A 19,632-nucleotide genomic window follows, 5' to 3' on the forward strand; every position below is an offset into this window, starting at 1 on the left:
GCCCGGCGCCTTTCGCTGCTCTCAGCGGGTCGCGGTGAGCATGCGCATCCCGAGCGGCAAGTCGATCAGCCGGCCAGGAGTCAGGTCCGCGTCCTCCAGCAGCGCGCGGTATTCCTCCTCGGTGCGCTCCCGCCCGCCGGTCATCACCATCATGTGCAGGTCGAAGGCGAGCGGCACGTACGATCCGCGCCCGACGACGCGTTCGATGACGAGCAGCTCGGCGCCGGGCTCCATCGCCTTGGCGCAGGTGGCCAGCAGGGCGGCGCAGCGCTCGTCGTCCCAGTCGTGCAGGATGCGCGAGAGCAGGTAGACGTCGCCGCCCTCCGGCACGGAGGAGAACAGGTCGCCCGCGGCCAGCTCGCACCTGTCCAGCACCCCCATCCGCGACAGGTGACCGGGCGCGGCGGCGACCACCTCGGGCAGGTCGAACAGCACGCCCGTGGCCTCGGGGTTGCTCCGCAGGATCGTGCCGAGCAGGGCTCCCGTGCCGCCGGCGAGGTCGACCACGCGGCGCGGCCCGGAGAAGTCGTACGCGTCGGGGACCCCGCGGAAGAAGGAGGCGCCCGCCGCCATCCCCGTGTTGAACACCGCCGCCTTGCCGGGATCGGCGGCCAGGTGCGCGAAGACGGGCTCGCCGTGGACGTGCTCGAACGCCGCCTCGCCGGTGCGTACGGACTGCTCCAGGCCGTTCCACGCGGCGGCGAAGAAGTCCTCGCCATAGAGGGCGGCGAGCGGGCCCAGGTCGTCGCGGCGCAGCCGCGCCCCCATCGGGGTGAGCGCGTACCTGCCGTCGTCGGCGGCGGCCAGCCCCACCCCTTCCAGCAGGCGGAGCAGGCGGTGCAGGGCCTGGGGGTGCGCGCCGACCTCGTCGGCGACCTCACCGGGGGTCAGGCGGCGCCCGTCGAGCGCGTCCACGACCCCGAGCCGGACGGCGACAAAGGTCGCCTGCGCCACCCATCCTCCGGTGAGGATGCGCATCAGCTCTTGGTCCATCGTGTCCTTCCTAGGGGGTCAGGGGGTGGACGCCCAGGCCGTGGTGACGGCGCGGGACAGCTCCGCGATCACCTCGTCCTGGCGTGGCACCAGGTAGAAGTGGTCGCCGTCCAGCGTGCGGACGGTGCAGCGGGCCCTGGTCAGCTCGCCCCACCGCGCCGCCTGCTCCGGGGTGACCTCCGGGTCGTCGCCGCCGAGCAGGGCGGTGACGGGGCAGGCGAGCACGCCGCCGGGGCGGTGCCGGTAGGTCTCGTCGAGCCGGTAGTCGTTGCGGATGGCCGGCAACGCCAGCTCGCGGATGTCGGGGTCGGCCATGAGCTCGGGCTCGACGCCGCCGAGCGCGACGATCTCGTCGATCAGCTCGTCGTCGGAGCCGGCGTGCGTGTCGCCGGGGCGGTGCTCGTGGGGCGCGTGCCGGCCGGAGGCGAACAGGTGCGTCACGCCCCTGCCCCTGGCCTCCAGCGTGCGCGCCACCTCGTACGCGATCAGCGCTCCCATGCTGTGCCCGAACAGCGCGACCGGCCGGTCGAGCAGCGGCGCCATCGCGTCGGCGACGAACCCCGCGAGGTGGTGGGCGTCGTCGACGAACGGGTCGGCGCGGCGGTCGCCCCGCCCCGGGTACTGCACGGCGCGCACCTCGACGGAGTGCGGCGCCGCCGCGTGCCAGCCTCGGTAGAAGCTCGCCGAGCCGCCGGCGTGGGGGAAGCAGAACAGCCGTAACGACGCGTACGGCCTGGGCTGGTAGCAGTGGAACCAGTTCATGCGAGCTCCGTCGCGGACAGGGGGCGGGGTGCCGTCTGGACCAGCAGCTCGGGCCGGCCGATCGCCGCGGTGGCGTCCTGCCATAGGCGGCTGAGCGTCAGGTGGTACTGGCCCTGCCGCAGCGGGTCGCGGCCGTCCTCGGCGGCCTCGCGCAGCCCGGTCAGCGCCCGGCGCACGCCGTCCGGCCACACCTTGGTGACGATGTCGGCGAACGTGGGCGCCTGCTCCGGCCCGATGGTGGTGGCGCTCGGCAGGCGCAGGTGGTCGGCGCCGGTGTCGAAGCGGTCGTCGGCGTCGCGGGCGACGTACATCCGCGGGGTCCACACGATCGGGCCGTGCGTGTTGACCAGCGTGAGGTTGCCGCCCTCCGTGCCCACCGTGATGCGGTGCAGGAGGTGGAGGTGGGCGTCGGGGTCGTTGGGCGCGATCTGGTTCTGCACCCGGAGGGTGAGGGGCACTCCTCCGACCGTACCCGTGACGCACGAGAAGGGCGTGCCCGGGGCCGTGGCGGTGAACGCCCAGGGGCGCAGACCGCCCAGGGCCTGGCCGAGGATGTCGAACAGGGCGCAGGCCACGTGGACGCTGCAGGCGGCGTCCACGTAGAGCGGCTCCTGGAGTTCGCGCAGGCGGCGGGCGGCCTCGATGAAGCGGCGCACGGGGTCCAGGTGGACGTACAGGGTGTTCACGTGGTGCACCGCGGCCGCGGCCCTGGCGGTGCGCAGGGTGCGGGCCAGCTCGTCGGCGTGGACCGGATGTTCCTGGAGCACGTGCACGCCCCGGGACAGCAGCGCCGCGGCCAGCTCGCTGCCCTCGCCGCCGACGACTCCCGACCGTACGACCACGCAGGCCAGGTCCGCGAGCTCGGGCACCTGGTCGGGGTCGGTGAGCAGCGGGACGCCGTGTTCCCTGGCGTACGCGGCGGACCTGGCGCTGCCGCGGGCCAGGATGCCGGTGAGCTCGAAGGGGCCGTCCCGCATGGCCGACAGGTAGATCTGGCCGAACTTGGTGCCGCACACCACGACTCGTTTCACAGCGCGCCCTCCTCGAACGCCGGCGCGGCCAGGTCGATGGGGGCGACCGCGTCCGTGATCTCGGCCGTCGCCACGCCCTCGAGGTCCGCCAGCATCCTGGCCGGGTCGAGCACGGCGTCGGCGTGGTGCAGCCCGTCCGGGACCTCACCCGCCAGGACCGCCCGCGCGGCGTGGGCGGTGACGGCGGCGGTCAGCGCGTAGGAGTCCGCCGTGCGCACCACGAGGGTGCTGGTGTTGTGCGGGCCGCTGAGCTGAAAAAGCAGGACATAGTACGGCGTGCGCCCGGCCAGTTCGAGCTCGGCGACGCGGGCCAGGTCGGCGGCCGACGTGGCGGTGCTCGCGGTGGCGAGGACGCGGTCGCCGGCGATCACGTTGTACCAGCGGGCCTCGGCCAGCCCCAGGTCGGCGGCGACCCGTTCCGCCTCGGCACTCAGGTAGGGGTAGGCGGTGACCGGCCCGGGGAAGTAGGGCAGTTCGACGTCGTGAGCGGGGGTGAGGGCGCGGGCGACCTTGCCGCCGTCACGCCACCCGGCCAGCGCCGCGCCCCGCTCCTCCTCACCGGCCAGCAGGAAGTCCCCGGCCGCCGCGGGGGTGAGCCGGTCCAGCCCTCCGGTGTAGACGTCAAGCCTTACCGCCGGGCCGCTGTGCGCGGAGGAGAGGGCGGCGAGGTGGCGGGGCAGCAGGCCGGTGAGGCCGGGGAGCATCCCGGCGGAGATCACCGCTGTACGGCCGCCGGTGCCGGTCGCGGCCAGCCCGGCGAAGGACGCCGCGTCGCCGGCGGCGTCCACGTAGTCGGCTCCTTCCTCGAAGGCGGCCCGTGCCACCCGGTCCCGCAGCAGGTACGACGGGCCCGCGCAGTTGACGACGACCTGGCAGCCCCGGCAGAACCGGGCGAGCGCGTCCGGATCGAAGGCGTCCACCTGCCACGCTTCGCCCTCCCCGCCCAGAGCGCCGGCGACGAACCGCCGCGCCGCCGCACCGTCGCGCCCACCCACCCGCACGCGCGCGGCGCGGCCCGCGAGAAGGAGGGTGGCGGCGGCGCCGACCGCTCCGTAGCCGCCGAGGACGCCGATCACGCGGTCGTCCCGGTGATCAGCTTGGCGACTCCGGCGGCGTGGCCCTGGTCGAGGCAGGTGAAGTGGTCGCCCCCGACGTCGCGCACGGCGAGCCGTCCCAGGCAGAGGTCCTGCCAGAACTCCGTCATGTCGTCCTGGAGGGTCGGTACGAGGTTGGTGACGCCGCGCTGGCGCAGGAACGTGATGTCGCCCGCGTACGGCTCGGGGTCGTAGCAGGTGACGGCGGTGAAGCTCTGCCTGAAGACCCGGTAGGCGAGGTCGACGCGCTCGGGCGGATGGTCGAGGCCACGGGCGACGGCGGCCAGGCGGTCGGCGGCCGAGGTGGCGGACAGCTCGGCGAAGCGGCCGCCGATGGCGGCGAGGCCCGGGTCGGCGGAGCCGGCGAGCGCGGCGAGTGCGCCCTCGCCCACGTGTCCCGGCGAGGACTCCAGCACGGCCCGCAGGGCGCGGGCCAGGTCCTCCCCGGGGTAGCCGAGCCGGACGGGGTCGAGCCCGCACGCCTGGGCGAAGCCGTACTCGAGCATGAGCTCGTCGCTGATCCGGTACGGGAAGCGGGAGCTGCTGATGACGGTGAGCTCGTCGACGGTGGCGCCGCCCTCGGTGAGCCGCCGGGCGACCTCGGTGGCGATCAGCCCGCCCATGCAGTAGCCGATGATGTGGTAGCTGGGCGCGTCCTCCTTGAGCAGCGCCTGGGCGTACGATCCCGCCAGCGACTCCACGGCGGCGGCGGGATCGAGCTCCAGGTAGTGTCCCGCGTCGTTGATCACCAGGCCGAGCAGAGGGCCGCCGGACAGCTCCGGGGTGAGCGCCCGGTAGGGGGTCAGCGTGCCGGTGCCGTCGTGGAGCAGCACCCGCACCGGGCCCTGCCCGCCGGACAGGCGCACCAGCGGGCTGACGTCCGTCCTGGACAGGCCGCGGTCGCGGTCGTCGCGGGCCTGGCGGAGGTGGGCGGCGAGCGCGGCGACGGTCGGCTGGTTGACGAGCTGGCGGACGAGGCTGTCCCAGTAGAAGTTGTGCGCCTCGGGCAGCTCCTCGCGGACGCGCCCGGCCAGCCGGGTGACCAGCAGGGAGTCGCCGCCCAGCGCGAAGAAGTCCTGGTCCCTGCCGACCTGCTGGAGGCCGAGGAGTTCGGCCCAGAGCGCGGCGAGCCGCCGTTCGAGGTCGTCGCGCGGCTCCTCGCCGGCGGGCGTGCTCTCGCCGGCCGTACGGGGCAGCAGGGAGCGCAGCCGCGCCCGGTCGATCTTGCCGTTGTCGGTCAGCGGCAGCTCGTCGACCACCTGGACGTGGGTCGGGATCATGTAGCCGGGCAGCCGCTCGCCCAGGAACGCCCGCAACTCCGCGAGGTCGATGTGCTCCCGGTCGGCGGGGAAGCGGGCGGCGAACACGCACTGCCCCAGCGAGGCGAGCGCGTCGTCGGGCCCGGGGAGGCAGGCCATGGTGATGGCGCCGGAGGCCGCGAGCAGGTCGAGCCACTCCTCGCGGGCGACGAACGTCCGGTCGCGGCCCTGGCGCACGTCGGCGTAGTCGTGCGGGTTCATCAGGAACTCCATCGAGCTCATGATCTGCACGTGTTCGCGGGTCGTCTCGATGAACACCAGCCACCCGCCCGGCGCCAGCAGCTCGCGGAACCTGGCGAGCACGGCGGCGGCGTCGTGCGAGTTGTGCAGCACGTTGGCGCAGAGGATGACGTCGAAGGAGTTGGGCTCGTATCCCTGGGCGCGGTAGTCGGCGTTGATGTCGAACAGGCCGTAGCGCACCCATGGGTGCTCGGCGAACCGTTCGGCGGCCTGGCCGAGGAAGAACCGCGACAGGTCGGTGAACAGGTATTCGACGTGGTGCCCCGCCAGCTCGGGGATGAGCTCGGCGCTGGTGCCGCCGACGCCCGCCCCGGCCTCCAGGACGCGCAGCGGCCCGCCCGCGTGCCGCTCGGCGACGCGGCCGACGACGGCGCGCACGATGCGGTTGACGTACCTGCTGAGCACGTTGTCCTTGTAGGCGCCCTCGGCGGTCTCCATCTCCCCCTCGGGGAACAGCAGCTCGCGGGCGTCGAGCTCGCCGCGCATCAGCTCCGGCAGGTGCGTGGTGCTGACGCGCAGGAACCTGACCAGCTCGGCGCCGTAGTCGAGCCCTGTCGTGAGGTTCTCGACGCGCTGCCAGAGCGGTTCGAGGGCGGCGGGCTCGCGCAGGTCGTGGTAGCGGCCGGCGTCGTCGCGGCCGAGCCGGCCGCGCTCGTGCAGCGCGGCGAGCCAGCGCCGGACCAGCCGGTGATGGTCGGGCGCGACCCGGGCGCTCTCCAGGATCTCCGCCAGGTCGTGGCGGGCGCCGCCGGCGAACAACCCGGCCGTGCGCAGCGCCGCCGCCATCGAGGTGAGCGCGATCTCGTCGAGCGTCTCGGCGACCGCCACCACGCGCGGCAGGTCGACGCCTTCGAGCGCGGCGCGGGCCGCCGCCTCGGCCGCCGCGGCGACGTCCGGCTCGTCGCCGCCGCCATCCTCCTTCCGTACGGCCTGCGCGAAGCCGACGAGGCGGCGTTCGAGGGCCCGGTCGCCGTCGACGATCACGGTGCCGGCGGCGACCGCAGGGTGCGCCTGCAGCGCGGTCTCCACCTCGGCGAGCTCGATGCGGTGGCCGCGGATCTTGACCTGGGAGTCCTCCCTGCCCAGGAACTCGATCGTGCCGCCGGGCCGGTAACGGCCCAGGTCGCCGGTGCGGTAGAGGCGCTCGCCCGCGTGCTGGACGAACCGCTCCGCGGTCTTGGCCTCGTCGCCGAGGTAGCCGATGGCCACCCCGGCGCCGCCGATGTACAGCTCTCCCGGCACCCAGTCGGGGCTGGGCCGCATGGAGGCGTCGAGCACGTGGAAGGTCTGGTTGGCCAGCGGCCTGCCGTACGGGACGCTCACCCAGCCGGGCAGCGGGTCGCCGATGGGGTGGTGGATGGACCAGATGGCGGCCTCGGTGGCGCCGCCCAGGCTGACCACGTCGAGGCCGGGCAGCCGGCGGCGGATCTGGCCGGGCAGCGCCACGGGCACCCAGTCGCCGGACACCATCGCCAGCCGCAGCTCGGGCAGCTCGGCCGCCGGCTCGGCGTCCAGGTAGTGCTGGAGCATCTGGAGTTGCGCGGGCACGGAGTTCCACACGGTGACCGCGTGCCTGGCGGCGAGGTCGGCCCAGTGCGCGGGGTCTCCCCTGCGCGCCGGGTCGGGCAGCACCAGCGCGCCGCCGGTGGCGAGCGGCCCGAAGATGTCGTAGACGGACAGGTCGAAGCCCAGGTTGGCCAGGCCGAGCACGCGGTCGTCCTGGCCGACGCCGAAGCGGGTGTTGATGTCGTCGATGGTGTTGCGGGCGGCCTGATGGCTGATCATCACGCCTTTGGGCACTCCGGTGGAGCCGGAGGTGTAGATGACGTACGCCAGGTCGCCTGGCCGTCGCCGGGCCCCGGGCGGCGCCGCGTCGACGGGCTGCAGGGTGTCGACGGCGATCCAGCCGTCCTCCGCGCGCCACGACTGCGTCAGCACCAGGCGGGCCGAGGCGTCGGCGAGGATGCGGTCGCGCCTGGCGGGCGGCTGGCCGGTGTCGACGGGCAGGTAGGCGCCGCCGGCCATGAGGATGCCCAGCACGGCCACGACCTGCTCGGCGCCCTTGTCCATGACGACGGCGACGATCTGTCCTGGCTCGTGACCGGCCGCGCCGAGCGCCCGCGCCACCGCCGTCGCCCGGCCGAGCAGCTCGCCGTACGTGAGCGAGCCCTCGGAGGTGACGACGGCGGTGCGGCCGGGGGTGCGGCGGGCCTGGGCCACGACCTCGTCGTGCAGCAGCCCGCCGGGGAGCGGCGCGGCCGTGTCGTTGGCCCGGGCGCGGCTGCCGGCCTGGGCGGCGGGCAGGCCGACGGGGGACGTGGAGGCCCACGTCTCCTCCGCCGACAGGTCGCCGAGGAGCGCGGTGAAGGCAGCGAACATGTCGTCCACCAGCCCGTCGGGGAGCACGCCCGCGCGCACGTCCCAGTTCACCAGCAGCGCGCCGCGGTGTTCCTTGACCTGGCAGTCGATCCACACCTGGGGCGTCTGGCTGATGCCGTACTCGGGTCTGCCGTGCTCCGCCTCGTCCTGGCCGAGGCCGATGGCGCTGGTGAACACCACCGGCATCAGCGCGGCGTCGCGACCGCGCCTCCTGGCCAGCTCGCGCATGACCTCGATGCCGCCGCACCGGCGGTGCTCCATGTCGGCGAAGAGCTGCTCGCCGATGGCGCGGGCGCGGTCGGCGAACGGCCGGTCGGGCGTGGTGTCGACGGCGAGCAGGTTGAGCGTGGTGAAGTCTCCCACCACCTGGTCGATCGACGGGTGCAGGGGCGGGCGGTCGAGCAGCGTCAGGTTGAGCGTGAACCTGGGCCGGCGGCTCCACCGCCCGATGACCTCGGCGTAGGCGGCCAGCACGGCCTGCGACGGCGTGGTGCCGGCCGCCGACGCCCTGGCGCGCAGCCTGCTCCACCGTTCCGGCTCGACCCGGCTCTCCCAGCGCTGGAACCTGGCCTCCGCCTGCTGGTCGAGCGCGGGCAGCTCGGGCGCCGGCGGCAGGTCGTCGACGCGGGCCCACCAGTAGGCGCGGTCGCGGTCGTACCGGCCGCTCTCGCGCTGCGCGCGCAGGGCCAGCACGCAGTCGCGGAAGCCGACCGGGACGGGCGGCAGGTCGGCGCCGGGGCTCTCGTGCAGGGTGTGCAGCTCCGCCAGCAGCAGCTGGATGCTGACGTAGTCGGCGATGAGCAGGTCGATCGAGGCGTGCAGGAGCGCGCCGCGGTCGGTGAGCGAGATCCGCAGCTCGAACAGGGGCCAGCTGCCCGCGGGGTAGAGCGTGTGCGCCATCTCCTCGCGGATGGCGGCGAGCCGTTGCTCGGGGTCGGTGCCGCGCAGGTCGCTCACCTGCACGTCGTAGGCGGGCACCTCGGCCAGCACCTGCTGGTGGCCGTCGGGGTGGATGACGGCGCGGAGCATGTCGTGCCGCTCGATCAGCGTGCGCCACGCCGCCTGGACCCGCCCGGGGTCGAGCTCGGGGAAGGCGACCTCGACGTAGCCGTGGCAGGCGACCCCGCCGTAGCCGAAGGCGTCGTTGCGGCCGAGCAGGTAGGCCTGCTGCACGTCGGTGAGGGGGAAGGGGTCGAGGCGGTGTCCCGGATCGGGGCGCACGGTCTCGGCCTCGGCCTCGCGGCGCAGGTGGGCGATGATCTGGGGCTTGGCGCCGAGCAGCGCCGCCCGGCGTTCCTCGGTCAGCGCTCCCTTGGGGGCGCGGAAGCGCAGGCCACCGCCGTCCTCCCACAGTCGGATTCCCGCCGCTTCCATGTCGGCGATCAGGTCTCGTACGGTCGGCTCTGGTGCGGCCGGTGCCTGGGTCACAGCACGCCCTCCTCTTCGGTGTCGTCCGTCGTCAGGCCGATCGCCTCGGCGCAGTCCGCGATGGTGGGAGTGGTGAAGAAACGGCGCAGGGACAGCTCGACGCCGAGCCTGCGGCGGACGATCTCGGCGAAGCGGGTGGCGAGCAGCGAGTCGCCGCCGAGGGCGAAGAAGCTCTGGCCACGGCCTGGCGGCGGGATCTCCAGAAGCTCGGCCCACAGCTCGGCGAGCTGCTGCTCCACGCCCGGGCGTGGGGGGTCGTCCCCGTCCGGTGGTGGCTCCGTCTCCAGGACGAGCGCGGATCTGTCGATCTTGCCGTTGGCCGTCAGGGGCAGCTCGTCCAGCATGGTGATCGCCGGCGGGATCGCGTAACCCGGTAACCGGTCGGCCAGGAACGCGCGCAGCTTGCCTTGGTCCACGTCGCCAGGAGTGACGAACGCCGCCAGCCGCCGCTGCCGCCGATCCCCCACCGCCACCGCCACCGCACGCCCCACCTTCGGGAACGCCTCCAGCGCGGCCTCCACCTCACCCAACTCGATCCGATGCCCGCGAACCTTCACCTGATGATCCGCCCGGCCCAAGAACTCCAGCGTGCCGTCCGGCCAGTACCGGCCCATGTCCCCCGTCCGATACCAGCGCCCGCCCGCACCCTCCACGAACTTGACCGCCGTCGTCTCCGGATCACCCCGATACCCGACCGCCACCCCCGCACCACCGATCCACAACTCCCCCGCCACCCAGTCCGGGCAATCACGACCCCGGCCATCCACCACCCGATACCGCTGATTACGCAGCGGGAACCCGTACGGAACCGACGTCCAGTGCGCCGGCACCCGATCGACCACCAACGCGTTCGACCAGATCGCCGCCTCCGTAGCGCCCCCCAACGCCACCAACCGGCACCGCCCCCCACTCTGCGCCGCCAGCCGCGCCTGCAGGTCCAGACCCACCCAGTCACCCGACACCAGCGCGACGCGCAGGCTCGGGGGCAGCTCCTGGGTGGTGACCAGGAGCATGTCCAGCAGGGTCGGCACCGTGTTCCACACCGTCACCCGGTGGGCGGCGCACAACTCCGCCCAGCGCTGGGGGTCGCGCCGTTCGTCCTCCCGCAGCAGGACGAGCGCGCCGCCGGCCGACAGCAGGCCGAAGATGTCGTACACCGACAGATCGAAATCCAGCGCCGACACCGCCAGCACCCGATCCTCCGCACCCACCGCGAACCGCTCGTTCACGTCCACGACCGTGTTCAACGCCGCCCGATGAGAAACCTCCACACCCTTCGGCTCACCCGTCGACCCCGACGTGAAAATCACATACGCCGACACATCCGGCGACACCACCACCGGACCCGACAACCGCTCCCCCACCGACACCTCGGTCAACACATGACACACACCCGCCCGCGCCAGAATCCGCTCCCGACGCGCCACCGGCTGATCCACCCCCACCGGCACATACACACCACCAGCAGCCAACACCCCCAACACAGCCACAACCTGATCCGGCCCCTTGGGCACCACCACACCCACCGCATCACCCGGCCGAACCCCCACCCCCACCAGATGACCCGCCACCCCCAACGCCCGATCCGCCAACTCACCGTAAGAAACGGACCCACCCTCAACGATCAACGCCACCCGATCCGGCTCACTCACCGCACGCGCGAAGAACCCACCATGCAACACCCCATCCGGCACCGAACCAGCCGTGGCATTCACCCGCTCCCGCACCACACCCTGCCGTTCAGGCAACAAAGCAGGCACCTCACCCGACCAATCACCCTCCGCCAACCACTCCAGCAACCCCCCATACGCCCCGAACATCGCATCCAGCACCCCCGGCGCGAACAACTCCTCCACCGCGTCCCATCGGACCAGCAGTTCGCCGTCGATCTCGCCGACCTGGCTGTCCAGCCAGACCTGCGGGGTCTGCGACACGCCCCAGACCTGTTCGGCGAACGACGGCCCGGCCATGCCCTCGCCGCCGACCCCGAGCGTGCTGGTGAACACCACCGGCATGGTCATCTCGATCGCGGCGTTCCGCCTGGCTAGCTCGCGCATCACCCAGACCGCCGAGACCTCGCCGTGCTCCAGGCCGCGCCAGACCTCTTCCTGGAGCTTGCGGGCTCCGTCCAGCCAGCCGGCGCCCTGCCGGTAGCCGACGAGCAGCAGCGAGGTGAAGTCGCCGAGCACGCGGTGGATGTCGGGGTGCACCTCGCGCCGGTCGAACAGCGTGAGGTTCAGCGTGAGCTCCTGCTGGGCGCTCCACGTGCCCAGGACCTCGCCGAACGCCGCCGCCAGCACGGTGGCCGGGGTGAGCTCGTACCGGCGGGCCAGGTCGGTGATCGCCCGCCACCGGGCGGCGGGCAGCCGGAGCTCGCGCCGGGCGAACCTGGGCCGGTCGACCAGCGCCGGGTCGACGCGGAGCGGCAGTTGCGGGGCGGGCGGCAACTCGGGGAGCCGGGCCGCCCAGTAGTCCTTGGCCGTCTCGAAGACGGCGGGATCGGGGTCCTGCGCGAGCAGGTAGTCGCGGAACGACACCCCGATCGGCGGCAGGACGGTGTCGGGGTCGTGGTAGAGCTGGTCGAGCTCGGCGAAGAAGACCATCATGCTCAGCGCGTCGACGATGATGTTGTCGAAGCTGACGCCGAGCCGCACCCCGCTTTCGTGGCGTACGGCCCGCGCGTCGAACAGCGGCCACGCCGAGACGTCGAGCACCTGGTGCGACATCCGCTCGCGCATGGCCTCGACGCTGTCGGCGGCGGCGATGGCGAAGCGCGGCACCTCGGGCAGGATCCGCTGGAGCCCGTCCTGGTCGAAGACGGCACGCAACATCTCGTGCCGCTCGATCAGCAGGTTCCATGCGGTTTCCAGCCGGTCGAGGTCGATGTCGCCGTCGAACTCGGTGTAGAAGTGGCAGCCGACGCCGCCGAGCGTGAAGTGCTCGGCGCGGCCGAGCCAGTAGGCCCGCTGCACCTCGGTGGGCGGGAACGGGTCGTGCCGGTGCGCCACGTCGGGGGCGAGCGCGGGGACCGGCGGGGCCGCCTCACCGAGGGTGAGGGTGGCCGCGAAGTCCGCCAGCACCGGCGTCTGGAACAGCACGCTCAGCCTGGCGTCGGTGACGCCTTCCGCGCGCAGCCGGGCGATCATGCGGGTGGCGAGCAGCGAGTCGCCGCCGAGGGTGAAGAAGTTGTCGCTGCGCCGCACCGCCGGGCGTTCGAGCAGGTCGGCCCAGATGGTGGCGAGCACGGTCTCGGCGGGGCCGACGGGCGGCTCGTACGCCGTGGTCTCCGGTGTGTCGGCGACGAGTGCGGTGAGCGCGGATCTGTCGATCTTGCCGTTGGCCGTCAGGGGCAGCTCGTCCAGCATGGTGATCGCCGGCGGGATCGCGTAACCCGGTAACCGGTCGGCCAGGAACGCGCGCAGCTTGCCTTGGTCCACGTCGCCAGGAGTGACGAACGCCGCCAGCCGCCGCTGCCGCCGATCCCCCACCGCCACCGCCACCGCACGCCCCACCTTCGGGAACGCCTCCAGCGCGGCCTCCACCTCACCCAACTCGATCCGATGCCCGCGAACCTTCACCTGATGATCCGCCCGGCCCAAGAACTCCAGCGTGCCGTCCGGCCAGTACCGGCCCATGTCCCCCGTCCGATACCAGCGCCCGCCCGCACCCTCCACGAACTTGACCGCCGTCGTCTCCGGATCACCCCGATACCCGACCGCCACCCCCGCACCACCGATCCACAACTCCCCCGCCACCCAGTCCGGGCAATCACGACCCCGGCCATCCACCACCCGATACCGCTGATTACGCAGCGGGAACCCGTACGGAACCGACGTCCAGTGCGCCGGCACCCGATCGACCACCAACGCGTTCGACCAGATCGCCGCCTCCGTAGCGCCCCCCAACGCCACCAACCGGCACCGCCCCCCACTCTGCGCCGCCAGCCGCGCCTGCAGGTCCAGACCCACCCAGTCACCCGACACCAGCGCGACGCGCAGGCTCGGGGGCAGCTCCTGGGTGGTGACCAGGAGCATGTCCAGCAGGGTCGGCACCGTGTTCCACACCGTCACCCGGTGGGCGGCGCACAACTCCGCCCAGCGCTGGGGGTCGCGCCGTTCGTCCTCCCGCAGCAGGACGAGCGCGCCGCCGGCCGACAGCAGGCCGAAGATGTCGTACACCGACAGATCGAAATCCAGCGCCGACACCGCCAGCACCCGATCCTCCGCACCCACCGCGAACCGCTCGTTCACGTCCACGACCGTGTTCAACGCCGCCCGATGAGAAACCTCCACACCCTTCGGCTCACCCGTCGACCCCGACGTGAAAATCACATACGCCGACACATCCGGCGACACCACCACCGGACCCGACAACCGCTCCCCCACCGACACCTCGGTCAACACATGACACACACCCGCCCGCGCCAGAATCCGCTCCCGACGCGCCACCGGCTGATCCACCCCCACCGGCACATACACACCACCAGCAGCCAACACCCCCAACACAGCCACAACCTGATCCGGCCCCTTGGGCACCACCACACCCACCGCATCACCCGGCCGAACCCCCACCCCCACCAGATGACCCGCCACCCCCAACGCCCGATCCGCCAACTCACCGTAAGAAACGGACCCACCCTCAACGATCAACGCCACCCGATCCGGCTCACTCACCGCACGCGCGAAGAACCCACCATGCAACACCCCATCCGGCACCGAACCAGCCGTGGCATTCACCCGCTCCCGCACCATGCTCTGTTCCGAAGGAAGCAGAGCAGGCACCTCACCCGACCAATCACCCTCCGCCAACCACTCCAGCAACCCCCCATACGCCCCGAACATCGCATCCAGCACCCCCGGCGCGAACAACTCCTCCACCGCGTCCCAAGCCAGGTGGAGCCCGTGGTCGTACTCGTTGATCTGGTGGTCGAGCCAGACCTGCGGGGTCTGCGTGATCATCCATCCGGGTTCGCCGAACGCCTCGCGCACCTCAGGGACGATCAGCTCGGTCCCCAGGTTGCAGGCGAACACGACCGGCGCGCCCGAGTGCTCCCCGTTCCGGGCCAGGTCCCTGAGCACCTCGACGCCGGAGTATCCGGTGTGCCGAGCGTCGGCGCGGAAGCGGGCCTGCAGGGTCCTGGCGCGCTCGGCGAACGGCTGCGGCTCCGAGAGGTCGGCGGCCACCAGGATCAGGTTGGTGAAGTCGGCGACCAGGTGGGCGACGTCCGGATGGACGGTGTCGTCCCGGTCGAACAGCGGCAGGTTGAGCAGGAACCGTGGTTCGCCGCTCCACGCGGCCAGCACCTCGCAGTAGGCCGCGGCGAGCACCATGGCGGGGGTCAGCCCGTGCACGCGGGCCTGCTCCTGGATGCGCTGCCACGCGCTGGTCGACAGCCACCTCTCGCGGCGGGCGAAGCGGGGCCGGGCGATCATGGCCGGTTCGGTGGCGAGAGGGAGTTGTGGCGCGCCGGGCAGCTCGCCCAGCCGGCCGCGCCAGTACTCCTGGTCGCGGGTACGCCGTGCCGCCCGCTCCGCGCCCCTCGCGGCGAGGTAGCGGGGGAACGAGCAAGCCAGGGCGGGCATGGGCGCGTCGGGCTCCAGGTAGAGCCGGGCCAGGTCCTTCAGCAGGATCTGGAGGCCGAGCACGTCGGCGACGAGGAAGTCCACCTCGAAGTGCACCCTCGACCGGCCGCCTGGCAGCAGCGACAGCCGCACGTCGAACACCTCGCCGCGGGAGGCGTCGAAGCGGCGGTGCGACAGCTGCTCCCTGATGTCCTCGGCGGCGTCCTCGCCGAGCTCCGACAGGTCGTGGACGGTCAGGCCGGGCCACGGGCTGGTGTCCATGATCTGCTGGGTGCCGTCGTCGTGGAAGATCGCCCGCAACATTCCGTGACGGGCGACGAGGGCGCGTACGGCCCGCTCCAGCCGGTCCGGCTCGACGCCCGAGCCGTCGAACTCCAGGTAGGCGTGGCAGCCGACGCCCCCGATGACCTGCCCGTCGCCGCGGCCGATCCAGTAGGCCAGCTGGACGGGGGTGAGCGGGAACGGCGCCGTCTCGTCCACGGCCGGCTCCGGCTCCTGTTCCGGAGCGGCGGCCTCGGTCAGCCGGGAGCGGACCAGCGACCACCAGGCCGCGAGGGTGAACTCCGTCGCCAGCTCGGCGAAGACGAGCCGGGCCCCGGCCCGCCGCCACCGCCCGGCGAGCCGCATCGCGCGGAGCGAGTCGAGGCCGAGGCTGATCAGGTCGGCGCCGTCCGTGACCTCGGAGGGGTCGAGGTCGAGCTGGGCGGCGATGTCGGCGCGCATCGATTCCATGGTCGGTGGCGCGCCGGGGGAGCGGCCCGGCCGCGCGGACGGAACAGCCCGTACTTCCTCGACTTTCTCCAACACGAGACAACCCGCCTATCCACTAGTGCCGCTTACGTCGTGTCGGCGGCCGGGCGGGGTCGCCCGGCCGCGCCTCGTCAGGAATTTGTGTCGGCGGCCTGCAGCCTGCGGGCGAGACCGGCCGGGGTCGGCTCCTCGAAGATGTCCTTCAGCTTGAGCCGGATCTGGGTCGCCTTCTTGATCTCCTGCAGCAGCTTGACCGCCAGCAGCGAGTGCCCGCCGAGCGCGAAGAAGTGGCTGTCGGGGCCGAGATCGGCACGGTTCAGCATGGCCTTCCAGAGCGCCACCAGGGAGTCGACCAGCGCGTCCCCGGTGCCGGCCGGGAGGTCGGCCTCGTCCGCGGTGGTCTCGGCGGTGCTGCGCAGCTCCGTGGCCAGGTTGCGCAGGGCCGGGTAGTCGACCTTGTCGTTGCCGGTCATCGGGAAGGCGTCCACCGCGACGTACTCCTGGGGGGTCGCCGCGTACGGGAGCGACGCGCTGGCGTGCTCCCACAGCTCCGAGGTGACCTCAGGCCGGTCGGGCGCCACCACGAACGCCCACAGGACGGCGTCCGCGCTGGGGTCGCCGACGACGACGACGGCGGCGGCCCGCACGTCGGGGTGTGCCAGCAGCACGCCTTCGACCTCGGCGAGCTCGATCCGGTTGCCGCGCAGCTTGATCTGGCGGTCGAGCCGGCCGAGGATCTCCAGCTTGCCGTCGGAGGTCCACTGGGCCAGGTCGCCCGTGCGGTAGTACCGGCCGTAGACGGGGTGCTCGCCGAACCGTTCGGCGGTCAGCTCCGGCCGGCTGTGGTAACCGATGGCCACGCCGTCGCCGGCGATGCAGAGCTCGCCGCGGGTGCCGATGGGCAGCGGGCGGCCGTCGGGGGCGGCCACGTACACCTTCGTGTTGGCGATGGGCACGCCGACGTCGATGCGGTCCGCGGCGGGGTCGATGCGTCCGGCGGTGGACCAGATCGTGGTCTCGGTGGGGCCGTACACGTTGTAGAGCTCGCAGCCGGTGGCGGCCAGCCGCTCGGCCAGGACGGCGGGCATCGGCTCGCCGCCGCACAACACGCGGCAGCCCGCCAGCTCGCCGGACGCCTGGTCCACGACCAGCCGCCAGGTGGTCGGCGTGGCCTGGGCGATGGTGACGTCGTAGCGCCGCAGGGCTTCGGCCAGCGGCTCGCCCTGGGTGCGGGCGTCGTCGGGCGCGATGGCCAGCCGGGCGTCCGTCGTCAGGGGCAGGAACAACTCCAGCGCGGAGATGTCGAAGCTGAACGTGGTCAGCCAGAGCACGGTGTCGCGCGGCCCCGCCGACAGCTGGTGCGCGAAGTGCGCGATCAGGTTGGCCAGGCTGTAGTGGTCGATCAGGGTGCCCTTGGGAAGCCCGGTCGAGCCGCTGGTGTAGATGAGGTACGCGCAGTCCTCAGGCCGGACGGGGCTGAACGACGACACCTGCCCGGACACCGGCGTGACCGCGTCGACGGACACGAGCGGCAGGACCGTGCGCTCGCCGGAGACGGTGATGCCGTCGCCCGCGAGGACCACGGCCGCGCCGGCGTCGTCGAGCTGGTAGTCGAGGCGCTGCTGCGGGTGGTCGGGTTCGAGCGGCAGGTACGCCGCCCCGGCCAGCCACACGCCGAGCGCCGCCGCGGCCAGCTCGGGTGAGCGCCGCGCGAGCAGCGCGACGACGTCGCCCCTGCCCACCCCCGCGGCCTGGAGCGCGTCGCGGGTGGCCTCGGCGGCGGCCCACAACCGGCGCAGGCCGACGTGCCGGTCGCCGTCCACCACGGCCACGACGTCCTCGGGCGGCGCGGCGGACACCTTGCGGGCGATCTTCTCCAGCACGGTCGCGGGCGTCACGGTGTGCTCGGTGGCGTTGGCCATCTCGATGGCCGCGCGGTCCTGGTAGCACCAGACGGGGATGTCCGCGAGCGGCAGGTCGGGCTGCTCGGCGAGCGTGACGAGCAGCTCGTCGTAGCGGGCCAGCAGCAGCTCCACGTCGGACCGGCCGAGCACGTCCACGCAGAACGCGGTCCTGATCTTGATGCTGTCCGGGGTGGAGGTGACGAAGAACTCCAGGTCGAACTTGCTGAAGCCGTTCTCGATCACCACCTGTTCGGCCGGCAGGCCGCCCAGCGTGAACCCGGCCGTCAGGTCGGCGGGCACGTAGTTGAACGTGTGCCGGAACAGGTTGTTGCGCCAGCCGTCGCGCGGCACGATCTCCAGCAGGTCGTCCACCGGGTAGTCGGCGTGCGACATGGCTTCCATGAACGTGCGGCGGGTGTTGCGCGCGTGCGTGCGGAAGGTGCTCGCCCAGTGGACCCGCGTGCGCAGGGTGAGCACGTTGATGTGGTAGCCGATCCGGATGGCGGCCTCGGGCGTGCGCACGCTGACGGGCGAGCCGATCGTGAGGTCGGGGCCGGCGCCGTGGGCGGCCAGCAGCACGCCGTACGCGGCCAGGAGGATGACCGACTCGGGCGCCCGCAGCTCGCGCTGCATCTGCCGGGCCGCCTCGCGCGCGGCGGGCGACAGCTCCCAGTTGATCACGTCGCCCACGAGGGTCGTCTGGGAGGTCTCGGCCTGCTCGCACCACAGGTCGAGGTCGCCGGCGTGGAACCCGTCCAGCTTGTCGCGCCAGAACGCGCCGCTGCGCGGGTCGGGCTCCGGCTCCTCCCAGGCCGGTACGACGTCGCGCGCCGGCGGCTCTCCCGCCACCAGCGCGTCGTAGAGCGTGACGAGCTCGTTCGTCAGCAGCGCCGTCGACAGCCCGTCGAAGACCGAGTGGTGGACGGCCAGGCAGTAGACCTCGCCCGCGTCCTCCTCCAGGACCGCGGCGCGCACCAGCAGCTCGCCGCCGGGCTCGAACGGCCGCGCGACGAACTCCCTCAGCCACTCGCGCGTGTCGTCCCAGCCGGCCTCCTCGAACCGCAGCATGGCCCGCTCCGGGGGCACGACCTCACGCACCATGCCCTCGGGCTCGACCCTGAACACCGTGCGCAGGATCTCGTGGCGGTGCACCACGCGGTTGACCGCTTCCAGCATGAGGTCGCGCCGCGCCCGGCCCGTCACGCTGAACGCCACGGCCAGGTTGTTCACCCCGGCGCCGGGGACGAGCTCTTCCAGCAACCACAGCGCCTGCTCCTTGCGGGTGGCGCGCTGGCCCAGCATCTGCTCCATGATCATCTCTCCAGCAGCTTGGTAACGGCCCTGGCGATCTCGTCGTCGGTGAGCAACACGTCGTGGCCCTTGTCGAACCTGAGCTCCTCGGCCACGACGGGGCCGCGGCCCGACTCGCGCAGCCGGTTCAGGCCGTTGTTCGGGTTGTTCGAGCTCACCGCGGTGGCGCGCTGCCACCCCTCCCAGGGATCCAGGGTGTCGGCGTAGGTGAGGAAGGACAGGAAGGCGCTGAACGTGCCCCACATCTCTTCCGAGTACTCCGGGTCGAGCCCGGCTCTTTCGAACGCGCGCTGCCCGACGTCGCGGAACTTCGCGTACAGCTGGGCGGCGTAGCCCTCGACCGTGACGCCCTCCTGCTGCAGCGGACGGTCCATCGCCTCGCGGGTCTCGGCGACGTCCTCCTCGCTGAGGATCGAGGAGAGGATGCCGAAGACCTTGCCGAACTGGAAGTAGATGTTCTCCAGGCTGGTGGGCTCCGGGTCGAAGACGATCAGCCGGGGCGCCTCACCCTGCTCCTTCTCCAGCAGGTCCACGAGCTCGGCCGCGTAGACGGCGCCGATGCAGTAGCCCATCACCGCGTGCACCTTCCGGCCGCTCGCCTTGAGAGGTTCCATCCACGAACGCACGTAGGCGGCGCCGTCGACACCCGAGCCAGGTGTCACGGCGGGCGGGGAGACATGCCAGAACGTCCCGTCGTAGTCCATCTTCGCCAGCAGGTCAGGGAAGCCGGCCTCCGCCCGGCCGGTCTCCGTGAAGTCGACGCAGAGGACGAGGTTTCCCGAGCCGGATTCTTTGAGCGTCGTCCAAGTGGTAACCAGAGTCATGATCATTTCCTTTGA

General features: G+C 72.5%; 8 protein-coding genes. All 8 read right to left on the reverse strand.

Annotation, left to right across the window (positions count from 1 at the left end):
* Window positions 1–21: 21 nt before the first annotated feature.
* Entirely contained in the window at window positions 22–993 is a 972-nt protein-coding gene (locus ACTWPV_RS41105) for a methyltransferase (RefSeq protein ID WP_443155932.1), read from the reverse strand.
* Between the two features lie 18 nt (window positions 994–1,011).
* Window positions 1,012–1,755, reverse strand: a complete 744-nt coding sequence (locus tag ACTWPV_RS41110; protein ID WP_443155933.1) for a thioesterase II family protein — start codon at window positions 1,753–1,755, stop codon at window positions 1,012–1,014.
* On the reverse strand, window positions 1,752–2,786 hold the full coding sequence (locus ACTWPV_RS41115; RefSeq protein ID WP_443155934.1) for a Gfo/Idh/MocA family oxidoreductase: 1,035 nt from the start codon (window positions 2,784–2,786) through the stop codon (window positions 1,752–1,754). The genes ACTWPV_RS41110 and ACTWPV_RS41115 overlap by 4 nt, the downstream gene beginning before the upstream one ends.
* Window positions 2,783–3,862, reverse strand: a complete 1,080-nt coding sequence (locus ACTWPV_RS41120) for a saccharopine dehydrogenase NADP-binding domain-containing protein (RefSeq protein WP_443155935.1) — start codon at window positions 3,860–3,862, stop codon at window positions 2,783–2,785. The genes ACTWPV_RS41115 and ACTWPV_RS41120 overlap by 4 nt, the downstream gene beginning before the upstream one ends.
* Window positions 3,859–9,246, reverse strand: coding sequence for an amino acid adenylation domain-containing protein (locus ACTWPV_RS41125; protein WP_443155936.1), 5,388 nt, complete (start codon window positions 9,244–9,246; stop codon window positions 3,859–3,861). Before ACTWPV_RS41125 ends, ACTWPV_RS41120 begins: the two co-directional genes overlap by 4 nt.
* Window positions 9,243–15,551: an AMP-binding protein gene (locus tag ACTWPV_RS41130; protein ID WP_443155937.1), complete on the reverse strand. Its 6,309-nt coding sequence runs from the start codon at window positions 15,549–15,551 to the stop codon at window positions 9,243–9,245. Before ACTWPV_RS41130 ends, ACTWPV_RS41125 begins: the two co-directional genes overlap by 4 nt.
* A gap of 158 nt (window positions 15,552–15,709) precedes the next feature.
* On the reverse strand, window positions 15,710–18,793 hold the full coding sequence (locus ACTWPV_RS41135) for a non-ribosomal peptide synthetase (RefSeq protein WP_443155938.1): 3,084 nt from the start codon (window positions 18,791–18,793) through the stop codon (window positions 15,710–15,712).
* A gap of 2 nt (window positions 18,794–18,795) precedes the next feature.
* The gene (locus ACTWPV_RS41140; RefSeq protein WP_347647002.1) at window positions 18,796–19,617 is read right to left on the reverse strand and encodes a hypothetical protein; all 822 of its coding nucleotides are present in this window, start codon (window positions 19,615–19,617) and stop codon (window positions 18,796–18,798) included.
* Between the last annotated feature and the right edge of the window lie 15 nt (window positions 19,618–19,632).

The sequence above is a fragment of the Nonomuraea sp. KM88 genome (assembly GCF_052245635.1).
In the GTDB taxonomy this organism is placed as follows: domain Bacteria; phylum Actinomycetota; class Actinomycetes; order Streptosporangiales; family Streptosporangiaceae; genus Nonomuraea.

Excerpts from the sequence above, each read along its gene's own strand:
- ACTWPV_RS41140 (WP_347647002.1), bottom strand. The coding sequence starts at position 19,617 with ATGACTCTGGTTACCACTTGGACGACGCTCAAAGAATCCGGCTCGGGA.
- ACTWPV_RS41105 (WP_443155932.1), bottom strand. The coding sequence starts at position 993 with ATGGACCAAGAGCTGATGCGCATCCTCACCGGAGGATGGGTGGCGCAG.
- ACTWPV_RS41110 (WP_443155933.1), bottom strand. The coding sequence starts at position 1,755 with ATGAACTGGTTCCACTGCTACCAGCCCAGGCCGTACGCGTCGTTACGG.
- ACTWPV_RS41130 (WP_443155937.1), bottom strand. The coding sequence starts at position 15,551 with ATGCGCGCCGACATCGCCGCCCAGCTCGACCTCGACCCCTCCGAGGTC.
- ACTWPV_RS41135 (WP_443155938.1), bottom strand. The coding sequence starts at position 18,793 with ATGGAGCAGATGCTGGGCCAGCGCGCCACCCGCAAGGAGCAGGCGCTG.